19 protein-coding genes are annotated in these 16,729 nt (G+C 68.2%); 9 read left to right on the top strand and 10 right to left on the bottom strand.

From position 1 onward, the window contains the following. Positions 1-301: 301 nt before the first annotated feature. Positions 302-1,534, top strand: a complete 1,233-nt coding sequence (locus AC3WRN_RS11655) for an MFS transporter (RefSeq protein WP_492623081.1) — start codon at positions 302-304, stop codon at positions 1,532-1,534. Between the two features lie 9 nt (positions 1,535-1,543). Here AC3WRN_RS11655 and AC3WRN_RS11650 read toward each other — a convergent pair whose 3' ends face one another. After that, complete coding sequence (locus tag AC3WRN_RS11650; protein WP_492623080.1) at positions 1,544-2,221, bottom strand: class I SAM-dependent methyltransferase; 678 nt, start codon at positions 2,219-2,221, stop codon at positions 1,544-1,546. A 681-nt stretch (positions 2,222-2,902) separates the two neighbouring features. On the opposite strand from AC3WRN_RS11650, the gene AC3WRN_RS11645 reads away from it, so the two are divergent. Continuing rightward, a complete protein-coding gene (locus AC3WRN_RS11645) occupies positions 2,903-3,388 on the top strand; it encodes an FKBP-type peptidyl-prolyl cis-trans isomerase (protein WP_068090683.1) in 486 nt (161 codons plus the stop codon). A gap of 149 nt (positions 3,389-3,537) precedes the next feature. Here AC3WRN_RS11645 and AC3WRN_RS11640 read toward each other — a convergent pair whose 3' ends face one another. Together AC3WRN_RS11640 and AC3WRN_RS11635 are read right to left on the bottom strand one after the other, a co-directional pair. Continuing rightward, complete coding sequence (locus AC3WRN_RS11640; protein WP_082823595.1) at positions 3,538-4,068, bottom strand: C40 family peptidase; 531 nt, start codon at positions 4,066-4,068, stop codon at positions 3,538-3,540. Between the two features lie 265 nt (positions 4,069-4,333). Further along, positions 4,334-5,809: a hypothetical protein gene (locus AC3WRN_RS11635; protein ID WP_492623079.1), complete on the bottom strand. Its 1,476-nt coding sequence runs from the start codon at positions 5,807-5,809 to the stop codon at positions 4,334-4,336. Positions 5,810-5,878: 69 nt separating this feature from the next. On the opposite strand from AC3WRN_RS11635, the gene AC3WRN_RS11630 reads away from it, so the two are divergent. The 3 genes from AC3WRN_RS11630 to AC3WRN_RS11620 all read left to right on the top strand — a co-directional run bounded on the left by AC3WRN_RS11630 (position 5,879) and on the right by AC3WRN_RS11620 (position 8,445). Continuing rightward, positions 5,879-7,138 carry an NAD(P)/FAD-dependent oxidoreductase gene (locus AC3WRN_RS11630; RefSeq protein ID WP_492623078.1) on the top strand — a complete coding sequence of 420 codons (1,260 nt, stop codon included), beginning with the start codon at positions 5,879-5,881 and terminating at the stop codon, positions 7,136-7,138. A gap of 69 nt (positions 7,139-7,207) precedes the next feature. Continuing rightward, a complete protein-coding gene (gene hutG / locus AC3WRN_RS11625) occupies positions 7,208-7,996 on the top strand; it encodes an N-formylglutamate deformylase (RefSeq protein WP_492623077.1) in 789 nt (262 codons plus the stop codon). Positions 7,997-8,175: 179 nt separating this feature from the next. After that, positions 8,176-8,445: a hypothetical protein gene (locus AC3WRN_RS11620; protein WP_492623076.1), complete on the top strand. Its 270-nt coding sequence runs from the start codon at positions 8,176-8,178 to the stop codon at positions 8,443-8,445. Positions 8,446-8,497: 52 nt separating this feature from the next. On the opposite strand, the gene AC3WRN_RS11615 is transcribed toward AC3WRN_RS11620, so the two are convergent. From AC3WRN_RS11615 to asnS, 7 genes are all read right to left on the bottom strand, one after another. After that, the gene (locus AC3WRN_RS11615) at positions 8,498-8,935 is read right to left on the bottom strand and encodes a RidA family protein (RefSeq protein ID WP_492623075.1); all 438 of its coding nucleotides are present in this window, start codon (positions 8,933-8,935) and stop codon (positions 8,498-8,500) included. Continuing rightward, complete coding sequence (gene can / locus AC3WRN_RS11610; protein ID WP_492623074.1) at positions 8,932-9,597, bottom strand: carbonate dehydratase; 666 nt, start codon at positions 9,595-9,597, stop codon at positions 8,932-8,934. Before can ends, AC3WRN_RS11615 begins: the two co-directional genes overlap by 4 nt. Positions 9,598-9,634: 37 nt before the next feature. Then, a complete protein-coding gene (locus AC3WRN_RS11605; RefSeq protein ID WP_492623073.1) occupies positions 9,635-11,122 on the bottom strand; it encodes an aldehyde dehydrogenase in 1,488 nt (495 codons plus the stop codon). A gap of 99 nt (positions 11,123-11,221) precedes the next feature. Further along, positions 11,222-12,013: an SDR family oxidoreductase gene (locus tag AC3WRN_RS11600; RefSeq protein WP_492623072.1), complete on the bottom strand. Its 792-nt coding sequence runs from the start codon at positions 12,011-12,013 to the stop codon at positions 11,222-11,224. A gap of 19 nt (positions 12,014-12,032) precedes the next feature. Next, on the bottom strand, positions 12,033-12,347 hold the full coding sequence (locus tag AC3WRN_RS11595; RefSeq protein ID WP_492623071.1) for a hypothetical protein: 315 nt from the start codon (positions 12,345-12,347) through the stop codon (positions 12,033-12,035). After that, the gene (locus tag AC3WRN_RS11590; protein WP_492623070.1) at positions 12,344-13,168 is read right to left on the bottom strand and encodes a MalM family protein; all 825 of its coding nucleotides are present in this window, start codon (positions 13,166-13,168) and stop codon (positions 12,344-12,346) included. Before AC3WRN_RS11590 ends, AC3WRN_RS11595 begins: the two co-directional genes overlap by 4 nt. A 14-nt stretch (positions 13,169-13,182) precedes the next feature. After that, the gene (gene asnS, locus AC3WRN_RS11585; RefSeq protein ID WP_492623069.1) at positions 13,183-14,583 is read right to left on the bottom strand and encodes an asparagine--tRNA ligase; all 1,401 of its coding nucleotides are present in this window, start codon (positions 14,581-14,583) and stop codon (positions 13,183-13,185) included. A 155-nt stretch (positions 14,584-14,738) separates the two neighbouring features. On the opposite strand from asnS, the gene AC3WRN_RS11580 reads away from it, so the two are divergent. The 4 genes from AC3WRN_RS11580 to rplI all read left to right on the top strand — a co-directional run bounded on the left by AC3WRN_RS11580 (position 14,739) and on the right by rplI (position 16,565). Continuing rightward, positions 14,739-15,065: a HesB/IscA family protein gene (locus AC3WRN_RS11580; RefSeq protein ID WP_068090667.1), complete on the top strand. Its 327-nt coding sequence runs from the start codon at positions 14,739-14,741 to the stop codon at positions 15,063-15,065. 184 nt (positions 15,066-15,249) lie between these two features. Beyond that, positions 15,250-15,678, top strand: coding sequence for a 30S ribosomal protein S6 (rpsF, locus tag AC3WRN_RS11575; protein ID WP_114341142.1), 429 nt, complete (start codon positions 15,250-15,252; stop codon positions 15,676-15,678). 14 nt (positions 15,679-15,692) lie between these two features. Further along, the gene (gene rpsR / locus AC3WRN_RS11570; protein ID WP_007081973.1) at positions 15,693-15,923 is read left to right on the top strand and encodes a 30S ribosomal protein S18; all 231 of its coding nucleotides are present in this window, start codon (positions 15,693-15,695) and stop codon (positions 15,921-15,923) included. A gap of 192 nt (positions 15,924-16,115) precedes the next feature. Continuing rightward, entirely contained in the window at positions 16,116-16,565 is a 450-nt protein-coding gene (gene rplI / locus AC3WRN_RS11565; protein ID WP_492623068.1) for a 50S ribosomal protein L9, read from the top strand. Positions 16,566-16,729 lie beyond the last annotated feature (164 nt).

The following is a 16,729-nucleotide window of genomic DNA, read 5'->3' as shown; positions in this document are numbered from 1 at the left end:
GTTCATACCGTGTTGCAGACTAAGGGAAAGGGGGCGACGGTGCGTCGCAGCAGCCAAGGTGATGACTGCGCCGGCGAGTATAGCCGATTCGCCGGCGCACCGTGCGATGGCGCGGCATCAGGCTGAACGGTGCACGGATATCGATTCAGTGAGGCGGCCGCGCCACGACCCGGCTGGCGTCGAACCGATGCGAATCCACCGGATCCGGTTATCGGCGTTGGCGGCCGCCTGCGCCATCGGCTGCACGGTACCATCGTCGCGGGCGCGCCCGCTGCGCGACATCTTATTCGAGGAGAGGCCGATGTCCCTGTTTGCGCCCTTGCGTGAACTCGATGCCACCCAGCGGCATACGGTGCTGGCCAGTTTCCTGGGCTGGACGCTGGATGCGTTCGACTATTTCCTGCTGACCTTCGTCATCGTCACCGTGGCGAAGGAGTTCGACGTGGGCACGACCAGGATCACCTATGCGCTGTTCCTGACCCTGGCGGCACGGCCGCTGGGCGCGCTGCTGTTCGGGCGGCTGGCCGACCGCTTCGGGCGGCGGCCGATCCTGATGCTCGACGTGGTCCTGTTCTCGCTGTTCGAGCTCGCCACGGCATTCGCCTCGTCGCTCACCGCTTTGCTGGTGTTGCGCTTCCTGTTCGGCGTCGCGATGGGCGGCGAATGGGGCATCGGCGCCTCGCTGGCGATGGAGTCGATACCGGCGAAGGCCCGCGGCGCGGTGTCGGGCCTGCTGCAGAGCGGCTACCCGTGCGGCTTTTTCCTCGCTGCCCTGGCGAACTGGCTGCTGGTCGACCACATCGGCTGGCGCGGCCTGTTCGTGGTCGGCGCGCTGCCGGCGCTGCTGGTGCTGTACATCCGCCGCAAGGTGCCGGAATCGGCGATATGGAAGGAAGGCGCGCGGGCGGCGCAGCGCCCCGGCCTGCTGGAGGCGATGCGCGGGCACTGGAAGCTGGCGGTCTACCTGATGCTGCTGATGATGGCGTTCAACATGTTCAGCCATGGCTCGCAGGACATGTACCACACCTTCGAGGAGACCAGCCTGCACCTGCCCACCGGCTCCGCCACGGCCTTCGTGCTGGTGGCGCTGCTGAATCTCGGCGCGCTGGCGGGCGGCCTGTATTTCGGCGCGCTGTCGGAGCGGATCGGCCGGCGCCGGGCGATGATGATCGCCGCCTTGCTGGCGATACCGGTGATTCCGCTGTGGATGTACGGCGGCTCGCTGATCCTGTTGGGGCTGGGCGCGTTCCTGATCCAGGTGATGGTGCAGGGCGCCTGGGGCGTGGTGCCGACCCATCTGAACGAGCTGTCGCCGGAAGCGGTGCGCGGCACCTTGCCGGGGTTTGCCTACCAGATGGGCAACCTGCTGGCGGCGGTTACCGCTACCGCGCAGGCCTGGCTGGCGCAACGGCATGGCGGCGACCTGGCGTTCGCGATGGCATTGTGGATGGTGCTGGTGGCGCTGCTGCTGGCGGTACTGCTGTGGCTGGGGCCGGAGGCGCGCGGCGTGGGCTTCGGCCAACGCAGGGCCTAGTCGACCGGATCATGGCGGGAATCCGCCGTCGGATCCCGTCGGCTGCGCCACGATCAGGTAACTGTTGAACGGAGTGAGCCCGCGCAGCGGCTCGATGCGCACGTCGAGCCCGGCATCCCTGAGGGAGGCGCACACTTCGGCGGCTGTCGGATAGTGCTGGGCGCCGCCGGGAATCCAGCCGGAGCTGGACAGGAAGAACTCCTCGACCCGGGTGGCATGGAAGCGCCAGTTGTCCTCGCGCAGCACGTTGCGGATGACCAGGCGGCCCTGCGCCGCGAGGTGCCGGGTGGCGGCCTGCAGCAGCTCGCGCTGGCGCCCGGCCGGCAGGTAGTGCAGCACGTCGAGCAGCGCGACATGGCCGCGCGTCGTCGGCAGTTCGGTCACGTCGGCGCGATGCAGGCCCATCGTCGCGGCCAGCCCGGCGCGTTGCACGGCACGCCGGCCGGCGGCGATCTTGCGCGGGTCGTGGTCCACTCCGAGGTAGGGCAGGGCATGTCCGTGCGCATGCAGATACTGTCCGAGCAGGCCGATGCCGCAACCGATGTCGAGCAGCGGCAACGCGCTGCCCGCCACGAGCGCGGTGACGGCGGCGTAGACCGGATCGCTGGCCAGCTTGGTCCGGACGTAGCAGCGCTGCAGACGGCCGTCGTACAGGCTGGCGATGCGCTGGCGGGCAAGACGGTTCATCCGGTTCCGGTTTCCTGGCGGTGGCGACTCGCGGATCTCCGCCCGGACGTTTCCCGTGGTGCGCCATGGAAAGATACCGGTCCATCGCGCCATGGCGGTTGCATCACGCGTGCAGTGTCATCGACGCGGCCGGCTTTGTCGAACTTGCGCCTGCACCGGAGACGAGGGCCGGCCCGTCGGGCCGGCCCTCGCGGGTTGCTGCCGCTCCGGTTACCGGCAGGTCACGCCGACGGGGTCGAACGCCGCCGCCACATCGGTGTGCGAGTAGCCGTAGTCGCCGGCGGCACTGGCCGCGCCGCAGCCGCCGGAGTTGAACGTCGAGGCCGATGCAGCCGGCCCTCGCGGTCGGGGCGATCTAGCCCGTGGCCTGGGCTTGCACTCGCGTGGGGTGGCGGCATAGGCGCCGGACCTGGCGATCAGGCCGATGGCGCCCAGCAGCGTAGCGGCAAGCGGCCCTCCCAGGCGGTCGGGTAGACGGCGTCTGCCTCGGCCCCCGGAGTCGTACGCGCCTGCAGTGTCTGCCGATCGCTCGATCCTCGCGGGGGGCGTGGTGTACCGATCCGCGAAAAACTGCGAGTCGGGGCGGGTGAGTCAATGTTGTGCCGCAGCAACCTGCGTTGCCGGTACCGGAGGGGCCGCCGGCTGCTAGAATTCGCAGTTTGATTCCCGACGAGACAGGCAATGAAGGCTGGCAAGGACAAGGTCATCGCGATCCATTACACGTTGACGGTGGATGGCGAGAAGGTGGAGAGCTCGCACGACCGCGACGAGCAGCTGTGGATACTGCTCGGCCACGGCCAGCTGATTCCCGGGCTGGAGGCGGCGCTGGACGGCCACGAGGCCGGTGAGTCGCTGAGCGTGGACGTGGCGCCGGCCGAGGGTTACGGCGAGCGTCAGGAAGGCCAGATCCAGCGCATGTCGAAGAAATATTTTACGCAGGCCGGCCGCCTCAAGCCGGGCATGACCACCGTGCTGCAGTTGAAGAACGGCGGGCAACGCGCGGTGACCGTGCACAAGGTCGGCATGAGCGCGGTCGACGTCGACCTGAACCACCCGATGGCCGGCAAGACGCTGCATTTCGACGTCGCCATCGGCGAAGTGCGCGAGGCCACCGAGGAAGAGATCCAGCACGGCCACGCCCACGCGCCGGGTGCCGAAGCGCACTGAAGTGCGCTTCATCGAGTAAAACCGACGGCGCCTTCGGGCGCCGTTTCGTTTGCCCCCACCCCCTGCAGGGGAGCGTTGGAGTGGGAGCCGAGGTTCGCTTCATACCCCGCTCCTCGCATCCGGTCGCGCAAAGCGGCCGCAAGCCAGCCTCAATCCAGCACCCGCTTGCCATAGGCGAAATGGCTTCCCCAGTACGGCCCGTCGATGTCGTCCAGCCGCACCGTGCCGCCGCTGTTCGGCGCATGCACGAAGCGGCCCTTGCCGACGTAAACCCCCACGTGGCTGATCGCCCCGCCGATGGCGAAGAACACCAGGTCGCCGCTGGCCAGCTGGGTCATCTGGCGCACCTTGCGGCCGTCCATCGCGGCCATGTCGGACGAGGTGCGCGGCAACCTGATGCCGGCGGCGGTGCGGTAGATGTAATCGACCAGGCCGCTGCAGTCGAAGCCGCCGGCGGGCGTGTTGCCGCCCCAGCGGTATGGCGTGCCGACCAGGCCGATCGCGCGGAACAGGATGTCGTTCGCCTCGCCGGCACTGGCGGCGGAAGGCGCGCGTGGCGGCAGGTCGGCGAGTGTCGAATGCGAGGTTCCGGCAGGCTGGCGCCGATGCGGGCTGCCGGCGCAGGCGGACAGCAAGGCGATCACCGTGAGCAGCCACGCCGCGCGCGCGAGCCGTGGCAGCGACTGGGCGAATCGGGCGACGGGCTGCGGACTCACGGGATAGCCTCGGCGTGGAGTGCGCCGAGGTTATCAATTCAATAATTCACATGCAAATCAATTCGCTTCCGTGTTTTTTGAATTCAACTTGTCAGCTTTGCCTCCGCCGATCCATCCGCAAGCGACGTCAGGTTGAACCGCACCGGCACGCGCATGGCCGGCGTGGATCGAAACCGCTCGGATATTTTGATTGCGGGAGGCATTCCGGAGGCCCGTATCAAGGGCAGCCTCAGCGCTTGCCGACGGTAATGACCTGCCGGGACAAGGTCCGGCCGCGGATATCCCGCGCGCGCAGGCGATAACTGCCCGGGCGCAGATACAGCCGGCTTGTCGCATCGCCCTGCATGAACGCGTAGCGGTCGGCGGCGACGGCCTCGTCGGGCTCGTCGCTGTAATGGGCGTCGACGACGCAGGGGAAGGTCGTCCTGCACAGCGTGGTGCCGATCGCATACGGGATGCGTTCGCCGCGCAGCGTCAGCCAGGCGGGGCGCAGCTTTTCGAGGCGGCGCACCAGCTGGAGCTGGTCGCGGTCGGCGTCGTGCACGGTCGTCAGGGGCTGGATGAAACCGCTCTGGACGCCGCCGGTGTCGGCGGGGGGCAGCAACACGTTGACGTCGTACAGGCCGGGCTGGGCGCTCCAGGGCTGGCCGGTGCTGCGGTTGACCAGCACGATGGGGCCGTCGGGCGGAAAGTCCGTGACCAGTTGCCGGTAGGCGTCCTGCTCCGGGGGGATCTGCTCGCGGAACTGGGTCTGGTCGATCGACAACGGCTCGATGCCGCTCAGCCGCTGCAGGTACATGGCCATCGGCTGGGCCTTGCCGAGACGCCCCCTCGCCTTGTCGATGTGCGCGTAGCCGGCATGCACGAAGAGTTTGGCGTGGGGGTCCCTGGCGAATACTTCCCGATAGAGATTGTTCGCCTGGCCGGCCTCGCGGTCCTGCGTCGCGCCGGCGTCCGCATCGTAGGCAACCAGGATGAAGCCCAGCTTGAGCGCGGTCCGCACGATCTCGCCGTAGACGGGTTCGTGCAGGTACATCGTGCCGCTTTCCTCGACCGGATAGCCGCGTTGCGCCAGCCGGTCGTCCTTGCCCGAGAGGGCCTCGACGGCAAAATAGTCGAACCCGAGCGCGCGCAGGCGGGGCAGCAGGGCCAGTGTCAAGAGCCGGGTATGGGCGTCGTGGTGCGCCTCGTTGATCAGGACCAGCCGGCGGTCGGAGGCCAGCCTGGCGATGGCCTCGGCGGCATCGGCGGCCTTCCACTCGCTTGGCGTCGGCAGGGTGGTGTCCGGCTTGACGCGGCTCTTCAGCGGAAAGTCGTGGAGAGCCTCGTTGTAGAGCCCCAGTTCGTTCTCGACCGAGGCGAACATCTGCATCGCCAGTTGCTGGTCGTTGACCGGAAGTTTCGGTATCGCGCCGAACAGGTAGTCGTAGCGGGCCAGATCGTTGGGCTGCTGTTTCAGGCCACGGAACATGTCGACCGCAGCCGGGCTGTAATCCTGTGCCAGCGCGGGGGCTCTCGATGATGCTGCGAGGCACATCGCGATGAAAGCCAGCGGGAAGAGCCTCTGCTTCGGCATGGCCAGGCCTCGGAACGGTTTGCGCCCAGCGTGCTCCCCGGACCCGCCGCCGGGCAAGTACCGGCTCGGCGGCCGCGGCGGCGAGCGGCTGGATCCGGGCGCGCACGGGCGAGGCAGCAGGGAAGGCATGGCGTGGCTCACCAGCCGCGCAAGCGTGCGGAGGCGGGCGGTTCCGGCCCGGCTGGCTACAATGGGTGCATGAATACTTCGCGCAGCGACGTGTTGATCCTTGGCGGCGGCGTCATCGGCCTGGCGAGCGCGCTGTTCCTGCTGAAGGCGGGCGCCCGCGTGCGGGTGCTGGAACAGGGCACGCCCGGCTGCGGCAGTTCGCACGGCAATTGCGGCACGATCACGCCCAGCCATGCGCCGCCGCTGACGATGCCGGGAGTGGTCGGCATGGCGCTGCGTTCGATGCTGAGCGCCGATGCCCCGTTGTATCTCAACCCCCGCTTCGACGGTCCGCGGCTGCGCTGGCTGCTGGGTTTCGCGCGGCACTGCAACTGGCGCGACTTCGCTGCCGCGGCCACGGCGCGGGCGGCGATCCTGCAGCGCTCGCGCCAGCTGCTGGCCGAGCTGGTCCGCGGGGAAGGCCTCGACTGCGAATTCGCCGAGGAGGGCGAGTTGTACGTCTACCGCACCGCGCGAAAACTGGCGGCGGACGAACGCGAGCATGTCGCCGTGCTGGAACGCTGCGGCATCGAGGTGCAGCGCCTGCGCGGCGAGCAGGTCGAGTCAATGGAGCCGGCGCTGAAGCCGGGCGTGGCGGGCGGGCTGTACCATCCCGGCGACGCGCGGTTGCGGCCGGACCGCTACGCGGCCGAGTTGGCGCGGCGGGTGGTCGAGCTGGGCGGCGTGATCGAGAGCGGCGCGCGGGTCGAGCGGTTCGACGCTGGCCATGGCCGCATCGACACGGTGTACAGCAGCCGCGGCGCATTCCAGGGCGAGCGGGTGGTGCTGGCGCTGGGCGCATGGTCGCCGCTGCTGGCGAAGCAGCTGGGCCTGCGCCTGCCGATGCAGCCTGGCAAAGGATATTCGCTGACCTATACGCGGCCGGCCCGCGCGCCACGGCACGCACTGGTGTTGCGCGAGGCGTCGGTCTGCGTCACCACCTGGCGCAGCGGCTACCGGCTGGGCAGCACGATGGAGTTCTCCGGTTACGCCGAAGGCCTCAATCGCACCCGGCTCGATGCCTTGCGGCGTGGCGCGGCCACCGGCCTGCACGAGCCGGAGGGGCCCGAGCTGCAGGAGGAGTGGTGGGGCTGGCGACCGATGAGCGTGGACGAGATTCCGATCATCGGGCCCAGCACGCGATGGTCGAACCTGCTGCTGGCCACCGCGCACGGCATGCTCGGCGTCAGCATGTCGGCGGCGACCGGCGAACTCGTTGCGGCGATGCTCGCCGGCGCGCCGGCCGCCATCGATGCGACGCCTTACGCGCCGGCACGCTTCCGCCTGTAGCGGTTTCGCGGCGCTGGCCGGACCGAGGGGGAGTCCAGGTGCCGATTTCCCAGCGGCTACAATGCGCCGATGGATACCTTCACCTTGCGGCGCGGCCGCGTGCCGCTGTTGATCAGCCTGCCGCACGACGGCAGCTTCATTCCCGACGACATCGCCGCACGGATGCATCCGGCGGCGCGCCGCTCGCCCGACACCGACTGGCACGTGGGCCGGTTGTACGAACCGCTGGCGCAGGCGCTGGGCGCCAGCGTGCTGAGGCCGAAGGCCTCGCGCTACGTGATCGACCTGAACCGCCCCGCCGACGGCCACGCGTTGTACCCGGGGCAGCGCGAAACCGGCCTGGCATCGACGATCGGCTTCGACGGCGAGCCGCTGTACCTGGAAGGGAACGAGCCGGATGCAGCGGAAGTTAAACGGCGGATAAACGACTTCTGGCAACCCTATCACCAGGCCATATCGCAAGAACTTGCAAGGCTATGCGCCGAGCATGGCCATGCGGTGCTGTGGGAAGGGCATTCGATCCGCAGTCGGGTGCCGATGCTGTTCGAGGGCCGCCTGCCGGATTTCAACCTGGGCACGGCGGCCGGGGCGAGTTGCGGCGCGGCGCTGCAGGAGCAGTTGCAGGCCTGCCTGGAAGCGCAGTCGCGCTTCAGTGTTGCCGTCAATGGCCGCTTCAAGGGCGGCTATATCACGCGCCACTATGGCCGTCCGTCCGCCGGCGTGCAGGCCGTGCAACTGGAGTTGGCACAGCTCAATTACATGGATGAGGACAGCTTCGCCTACGACGAGGCGAAGGCGCCGGAGGTGCAGGCGTTGATCGGCCAGTTGCTGCGGACCTGTCTGGCCGTTCGCAAGTAATTGCGACAAGGATCGGACGAAGCGAAAGTCAAGATCCTGCGCGACCGTCGCACAGCGCATCCCGCAACCTGTTCAGTTTCAGTATCCCGTGAGCGTCGCATCGTCGGTCCCGTCGCGCCACCCGAGTTGCCGGGTTCCGGCCGGGTTCGCGATAACTCATTAGTCCGAGGCTCGACATCATGATGCGTAAAGTTCTGTTTGCTTCCCTGCTGGTGGCTGGCGTGGCGCTTTCCGGTTCCGTGTTGGCCCAGGCTGCCGCGGCTCCCGCGCAGCAGGCGGCCCCGGCCTCAACCCCGGCTCCGGCTGCCGCACCGGCTGCCACCGAGGCACCCAAGGCCGATGCACCGAAGGCCATGCATCACAAGAAGTCGCACCACAAGCATCACAGCCACAAGAGCGCCAAGCCCGCAGCCGAAGCTGCTCCGGCCGCGGCGTCGACGGCTGGCTGATTGACCGGCTCGCGGTGAATCGGAACCCTGCCGGCGCAAGCCGGCGGGGTGTCTATCTTTGCGGATCGCGTGCCGGGATCAAGGCGACGCACTTCAGCTCGATCGCGATCGGCGTGGGCAGCGTGTCGATGCCCACGGTGGTGCGGCAGGCGCCGACACCGGCGAAATACTCGGCGTAAAGCCGGTTGTAGGCGGCGAAGTCGCGCTTCATGTCGGTGAGAAACACGGTGACGTCGACCAGATCCTCCCAGTGCACCCCGCTGGCTTCCAGCACCGCCCGCACGTTGGCGAACACCTGCCGGCACTGCGCCTCGATGTCGTAGCCGACCAGCCGGCCGCCCGCGTCGTGGACGTTGCCGGGGATCGCGTTGCTGCCCGGCTGGCGCGGGCCGACGCCGGACAGGAAAAGCAGGTTGCCGGCGCGCCGCGCGTGCGGGTAGGCGCCGACCGGCGCGGGGGCGGCATCGGTGCGGATGCTGTCGTCGCTCATGCAGCACCTTCCCAGCGACGGGTCAGCTGGGTTATCGCCTGGTGGTAGGCCTCGGGCAATTGCTCACGGCTGCGCACGTCGAGGCCCAGGTCGTGGATGTGGCCGTTGTCCAGGCCGTAGATCCAGGCGTGCACCGCCAACTGCTGGCCGCGCTCCCACGCTTCGCGCACCACGGTGGTGTGGCACACGTTGAGCGCCTGTTCCAGTGCGTTCAGTTCGCACAGGTGCGCATGGCGCATCGCGAATGACTGCGCCGGATCGAGCTTGTCGGCATGCTTCATGGCGATGTCGGTGATGTGCCGCAGCCAGTTGTCGATCAGGCCCAGCCGGCTTTCCTTCAGCACCGCGCCGACGCCGCCGCAGCCGTAGTGGCCCACCACCAGGATGTGCTTCACCTGCAGCACGTCGACCGCGAACTGGATCGTGCTTAGCGCGTTGAGGTCGGTATGCACCACCACGTTGGCGACGTTGCGATGCACGAAGATCTCGCCCGGCGGCAGGTCGACGATCTGGGTGGCTGGCACGCGCGAGTCCGAGCAGCCGATCCACAGGTAGCGTGGCGCCTGCTGCTGCGAGAGCTGCTCGAAAAAGGTCGGATCCTGCGCGGTGACCTGTGCGGCCCAGCGGCGGTTGTTGGCGAGCAGGTCTTTCAGTGAGTTCATCGGGATTCCGGGTATGGGGCCCGCGCACTCGCGCGCCCTAGGGGTGTACGGACGACGCGCCGTAGGCGATGCAGACGTTTTTCGGCTCGGTGAAGAAGTGCAGCGCCTCGTTGCCGCCCTCGCGGCCGAGCCCGGATTGCTTGGCGCCGCCGAACGGCGTGCGCAGGTCGCGCAGTAGCCAGCAGTTGATCCACACGATGCCGAACTCGAGCCGGCCGGCAAGCCGGTGCGCGCGTGAGAGATCCTGCGTCCACAGCGAGGCGGCCAGGCCGTAGCGGCTGTCGTTGGCGATCGCCAGCGCCTCCATCTCGTCCTCGAACGGGATCAGGCTGACCACCGGGCCGAAGATCTCCTGCTGGTTGGTCGGCGACGCGGACGGCAGGCCTTCGATCACGGTCGGCGCGATGAACCAGCCGTCGGCGCAGCGGCCGGGCAATTTGATCGATTCACCGCCGTACAGCACGCGGCCGCCTTCGGCGCGAGCCTGTTCGATGCAGCCGAGCACCTTGTCGTAGTGCGCCCGCGAGACCATCGCGCCGAGGTCGCTGCCGGCGTCGCGCGGGTCGCCCACGCGCAGCGCCTGCACGCGCGCCAGATAACGCTGGCGGAAGGTGTCGTAGATCGACCGCTGCACCAGCAGGCGCGAGCCGCACAGGCAGATCTCGCCCTGGTTGGCGAAGCCCGAGCGCACGATGGTGTCCAGGTTCGCGTCGGAAAGATCGGCGTCGGCGAACACGATCGCCGGATTCTTGCCGCCCATCTCCAGCGAGATCTTCTTGAACTGTGCGGCTGCGGTGGCGGCGATGTGCGCGCCGGTGGCGGTGCTGCCGGTGAAGGAGACCGCCTTGACCCGGGGATGCTCGACGATCGCCTGGCCGACGCCGGGCCCGCGGCCCTGCACGATGTTCAGCACGCCGGGCGGGAAACCGGCCTCGATGCTCAGCTCGCCGAGCAGGGCGGCGGTGCACGGTGTCACTTCCGACGGCTTGGCTACCACCGTGTTGCCGGCGGCCAGGGCCGGCGCGATCTTCCAGGTGAACAGGTACAGCGGCAGGTTCCACGGGCTGATGCAGCCGACCACGCCGAGCGGCTGGCGCAAGGTGTAGTTGATCGCGCCGGCGCCCGTGGGGCCGGCTTCCATCGCGTGCGATTCGCTGCCCCAGCCGATGATCGCGGCGGCGAAGTAGCGCAGGTTGCTGACCGCGCGCGGGATGTCGAGCCGGCGCGCGAGGCCCAGCGGCTTGCCGCTGTCGCGCGATTCCAGCGCGGCGAACTCCTCCAGCCGCTCCTCGACCAGGTCAGCCAGCCGCTGCAGCAGGCGCGCCCGCTGCTCGACCGGCGTACTGGCCCAGCCTGGAGCGGCGCGAGCGGCGGCGGCCACCGCAGCGGCGACGTCGGATGCGCCGGAATCGGGGCAATGGGCGAACACCGCGCCGGTGGCCGGTTCATGCACGTCCAGCCATGCGTCGCGCTGCGGCGCCTGCAGGCGGCCGTCGATCAGGTTGGCTAGGCGCGGGATGGACATCGGTGCAAGCTTAAAACCAGCGTGCCGCAATTGCACCGGACGCCGGCGTATGCGCAAGCGGGAAGCGAGTGGAAAAGCGGGAGGTGCGGGACGAGTGGCTCAACTCAGCGCGCGGGTGCGGCCGCCATCCACCGCGATGCTGACGCCGTTGACGTAGGCGGCCGCAGGCGTGCACAGGAACGCGATCACCGCGGCCACTTCACCGGCTTCGCCGAAGCGGCGGGCCGGCACCGAGGCCAGCATGGCCTGGGCGATCGCGTCCTCGTTGCGTCCGCTGGCCGCGGCCTGCGCGGCAAGCAATCCGTCGAGGCGCTGGGTGCGGGTGTAGCCGGGCAGCACGTTGTTGACCGTGATGCCGTCGGCGGCCAGTTCGGCGGACAGGGTCTTGGCCCAGCCGGCGACCGCGGCGCGCACGGTGTTGGATACGCCGAGCCCGGCGATCGGTTCCTTCACCGAGGTGGAGATCACGTTGACGATGCGGCCGTAGCCGCTCTCGCGCATGCCGGGCAGCAGCGCCTGCAGCAGCACCTGGCCGGCCAGCAGGTGCTGGCGGAACGCCGCCTCGAAGGCCGCGGGCTCCGCGCTGCAGGCCGGGCCGCCCGGGGGGCCGCCGCTGTTGTTGACCAGGATATGCACCGGAGCGCCGGCGGCGAGTTCCGTCGCGGTTGCCTGCAGGCGGGCGGTGTCCAGCATGTCGACGCTGCGCCAGTCGTGCCGCTGCGCGGCGTGGGTCCGCGGCAGGCTTCCGGCGACGGTCTCGAGCGTATCGCTCGAGCGCGCCAGCAGGGTGACGCTGGCGCCAAGCCCGGCCAGCTCGATCGCGCTGGCACGGCCGATGCCTTGCGAGGCACCGCAGACCAGCGCGTGGCGACCCGTCAGATCCAGTTGCATGGTCACATCCCCCGGTTGCTCAGTGCAGCCACAGGCGCATCGCCAGCGCGCCGAGCCAGCATAGCCAGCCCAGCCACTGGCTGTAGCGCCATACGCCACGCCAGCGGTCGATGGCCGCATCGTCCAGGGCCGGCAGCGCCGGCGAGCGCAGCACCTGTTGCATGCGGGCCCAGATGCGGAAACCCGAGAGCCCGCCGTGCTCCGGCGGGGCGATGATCTGCCAGTGCTCCGGGTAGCGCCGGCGCAGCAGGGCGGCGACCCGGAACGGCGCGACGTACGAAAGCACGAACAGGCCGATACCGCTCGCCAGCAGGGCGAGATAGAGGGCGATCATGGCGAACCGTGATGGTTGGGCTTGCCGTTGTCACCGCTCCACGGCAGCGGCAAGGCGGTACGCAGGGTGTTGAGCACGCCGTCGCCCTTGGCGGCCTTCTTGCAGATCGCGTTGGCAAGGGCGTTTTCGTAGGTCTTGTTCATCTTGCCGACCCACAACGTGCCATCGGGGCCATGCGGGATGCTGAAGCTGCCGGTGGAGTTCATCTGCAGCGACGCCGCGCTGGAAGTGGAGATCGAGGCGGGCGACTGTTCCCAGTAGGTCTTGCCCGCCTGCTGTTCGGCCGAGCTGTAGACCAGCAGGTAGCGCGCCTGCTGGTTGTCGATCTTGAAGCTGCCGAACGCGCCGGAGCTTTCGTCGCTCCAGCCCATGTGCTCGCACAGGCCGATGTCCTCGGAGCGGATCGGCTGGAAACCCTCGTCCAGCAGCACGATGGTGGGCGCGAACAGGTAGCTGGCGTGCAGCCAGCGCCCGTTCAATTCCGATTTCAGGGCGACCTGGTACGGCAGTTTCACGTCGGTGGGCAGGCGGAAGGCGAGGAAGTAGCTCTGCGTGCCGTTGAGGTTGGCCACCATGCTGCCGCTGCCCAGCACGAACTTCTGCGGCTGCCACGGCAGCATGCTGCGATAGGAGAAGTCGGCGAAGCTGCTGCAGCACGGCGAGGCCTGCATCAATTGCAGCCGGGCCAGCTTCAGCGCGTCGCCGGTGTTCTCCGAGGGCGGCCGCAGGTTCGGCGGCAGCAGCGCCTTGGCGCTGTGGCAGCCGCCCAGCAGGACGGTCAGGGCCAGTGCGGCGACGGTGGCGGAGAGTCTGGACGGCATGGCGGATGGGCTGCTCAGAATTCGGCCGTCCCGGCGGCACGGGGGTAGGGAATGGCGTCGCGGATGTTGGCCAGGCCGCATACGTACACCAGCAGGCGCTCGAAGCCGAGGCCGAAGCCCGCATGGGGGACCGTGCCATAACGGCGCAGGTCGCGGTACCAGCCATAAGTCACGGGATCGAGGCCGAACTGCGCCATGCGCCGGTCGAGGTAGTCCAGCCGCTCCTCGCGCTGGCTGCCGCCGATGATCTCGCCGATGCCCGGCGCCAGCACGTCCATCGCCGCCACCGTCTTGCCGTCGTCGTTCAGCCGCATGTAGAACGCCTTGATCGCCTCGGGGTAGTTCATTACGACCACGGGACGGCCGATATGTTTCTCGGCGAGGTAGCGCTCGTGTTCGGTCTGCAGGTCGATGCCCCAGGCTACCGGGTACTCGAACTTCTGGCCCGACCGCTTCAGGATGTCCACCGCCTCGGTGTAGTCGATGCGCTCGAACGGCTGGGCGATGAACGTCTCCAGCCGGCTGATCGCCTCCGGCAGCACGCGCTCGGCGAAGAACGCCATGTCGTCCGGTCGTTCCTCCAGCACGGCCTTGAAGATCGCCTTGAGGAAGGCCTCGGCGCAGTCGGCGTTGGCGGCGAGGTCGGCGAACGCGATCTCCGGCTCGACCATCCAGAACTCGGCCAGGTGGCGCGGCGTGTTGGAGTTCTCGGCGCGGAAGGTGGGGCCGAAGGTGTAGACCTTGCTCATCGCCAGCGCGTACGCCTCGACGTTGAGCTGGCCGGACACGGTGAGGAACGCCTCGCGGCCGAAGAAATCCTTGCGGAAGTCGATCTTGCCCTTGTCGTCGCGTGGCAGGTTGGCCAGGTCCAGCGTGGACAGCCGGAACATGTCGCCGGCGCCCTCGGCATCCGAGGTGGTGATGATCGGCGTGTTGATCCAGAAGAAGCCCTGTTCGGTGAGGTGGCGGTGGATCGCCGTCATCATGGTGTGGCGCACCCGGGTCACCGCGCCGAACAGGTTGGTGCGCGGGCGCAGGTGGGCTACCTCGCGCAGGAATTCCATGGTGTGCTGCTTGGGCTGGATCGGGTAGGTTTCCGGATCGTCGACGAAGCCGGTGACGGTCACCCCGCTGGCCTGGATCTCGAAGGCCTGGCCCTTGCCCTGCGACGGTACCAGCGTGCCGCTGACGATCACGCCGGCGCCGGCGGTGAGGTGCTTCACCTCGCTCTCGTAGTTGGCCAGGGTGGAGGGCACCACCACCTGGATCGGATCGAAGCAGGAGCCGTCGGTGACGCTGACGAAGGACAGCCCGGCCTTGGAATCGCGGCGGGTGCGCACCCAGCCGCGCACGGTCACCGCACTGCCGGCGTCGAACTTGCCGGAAAGAGCCTGCTTCACACTGACCACGGCCATCGGTTGAAACTCCTGCTGAAGCGCCGCATGTCGGCGCGCAATGATGATGAACGGCGCATGCGCGGCGGCGCGCAAGGCCAAACCGGCATGATAATGTAGCCGTTGCCCGTGCCGCGACCTTCCCGGGCATCCGTCACACGCTGGATCGATTAGTCATGAGCATCACCATCACCCCCGCCGCCAACGAACGCATGCGCCACTTCCTCGCCGGCACGCCGGCCGCGGCCGGCGTGCGTTTCGGGGTCCGGCGCAGCGGCTGTTCCGGCTTCGCCTACGTGGTCGACCTGGCCGAGGCGATCGGCGAAGGCGACCGGCTGGTCGAGGTGGATGGATTGCCGCTGGTCGTCGACGACAAGAGCCTGGCCCTGGTCGATGGCACGGTGATCGACTTCCAGCGGCAGGGCCTCAACGCCAGCTTCGTGTTCCACAACCCCAACGCCACCGGCGAATGTGGCTGCGGCGAGAGCTTCACGGTGGGCTGAGCCGGGTGGGGTGACACGCGGGGCCCGTTTCCGGTCATCGGCCTGCTCTTGCGCCCAACTCCCCGTCCCGCATACAATTCCGCTTCTGTCCGCGCTCCAACAGGCGCCGGCAGGACACTTGCCTCACCGCACCGGCGGGAGGCTGCGAGGCCGCAAGGCCGCATCCACAAGGAGTCAAACCACAATGACCCTGCGTCATTACGAAGTCGTGTTCATGGTCCATCCGGACCAGAGCGAGCAGGTCCCGGCGATGATCGAGCGCTACAAGGCGCTGATCGAGACCGACGGCGGCAAGATCCACCGCCTGGAAGACTGGGGCCGCCGCCAGCTGGCCTATCCCATCGTCAACCTGGCCAAGGCACATTACGTGCTGCTCAACATCGAAGTGAGCCAGAACGCGTTGAACGAGCTGGAGTCGGGCTTCCGTTTCAACGACGCCGTGCTGCGCCACCTGGTGATCCGTCGCGACGAGGCCGACACCGAGCCGTCCTTCATCCTGAAGTCGAAGGAAAAGGACGACGCCAAGTCCACCCGCCGCCGTGACGACGAGGGTGACGGCGAAGGCCGCGGCCGCGGCGACGACCGCGACAACGATCGCGATAGCGACGATTGATCAGGAGCACAGACATGTCCAAGTTTTTCCGCCGCCGCAAGTTCTGCCGCTTCACTGCCGAAGACGTGAAGGAGATCGACTACAAGGATCTCAACACCCTGCGCCAGTACGTCACCGAGAACGGCAAGATCGTGCCGAGCCGCATCACCGGCACCAAGGCCCGCTACCAGCGTCAGCTGGCCACCGCGATCAAGCGCGCGCGCTTCCTCTCGCTGCTGCCGTACACCGACAACCACGACGTCTGATGACGTCGTCCGGGATGACCAGACATTCGTCTGTTGAAAGCCGGGATTGGATATTCGGGGTTCGGTAAAAGCTGCAGGCCCGCTGCATCGCGCTTTTCCGAATCCCTAATTCCGCCTCCCGAATCCCGTCTCTTCGGACAACCGTCCTCTGGCTGCGCCGGCCCCACCGGTGCTAACGAACAGGAATACATCATGGAACTCATCCTCCTGCAGAAAGTCCGCAACCTCGGCAACCTCGGTGACAAGGTCACCGTGAAGCCGGGCTATGGCCGCAACTACCTGCTGCCGCAGGGCAAGGCCGTGCGCGTCAATGCCGCCAACCTGGCCGCGTTCGAACAGCGTCGTGCCGAATACGAAGCCAAGGCCAACACCCTGCTGTCCGACGCCGAGGCCCGCAAGGCCCGTCTGGCCGGGGTGGCGGTGACGATCGCCGCGCACGCCAGCGCCGAAGGCAAGCTGTTCGGTTCGGTCGGCCCGCGCGACATCGCCGAGGCGCTGGTCGCCGCCGGCCACGAAGTGCACAAGAACGAAGTGATCCTGGGCGAAGGCCCGCTGCGCAACGTCGGCGAGTACGACGTGGTGGTGAGCCTGCACGCCGACGTGCAGACCACGGTCAAGGTGGTCGTGGTCGGCGACAAGTAAGCCGTCCGCCATCCGCGACGGGACGAACGGGCGCCGCGAGGCGCCCGTTTGTTTTTCGGGGTCCGGGATCGGGGATTCGCCGCGGCGGATGGCAGCGTTATCCCCAGCAATCCCCAACTTGTCCACAGACTTATTGTCTCGACGGGTGAGACATCGCCGCGCAT

It is taken from the genome of Rhodanobacter sp. FW101-FHT13A11 (assembly GCF_058790335.1).
This window is presented reverse-complemented; position numbering and strand designations above follow the sequence as displayed.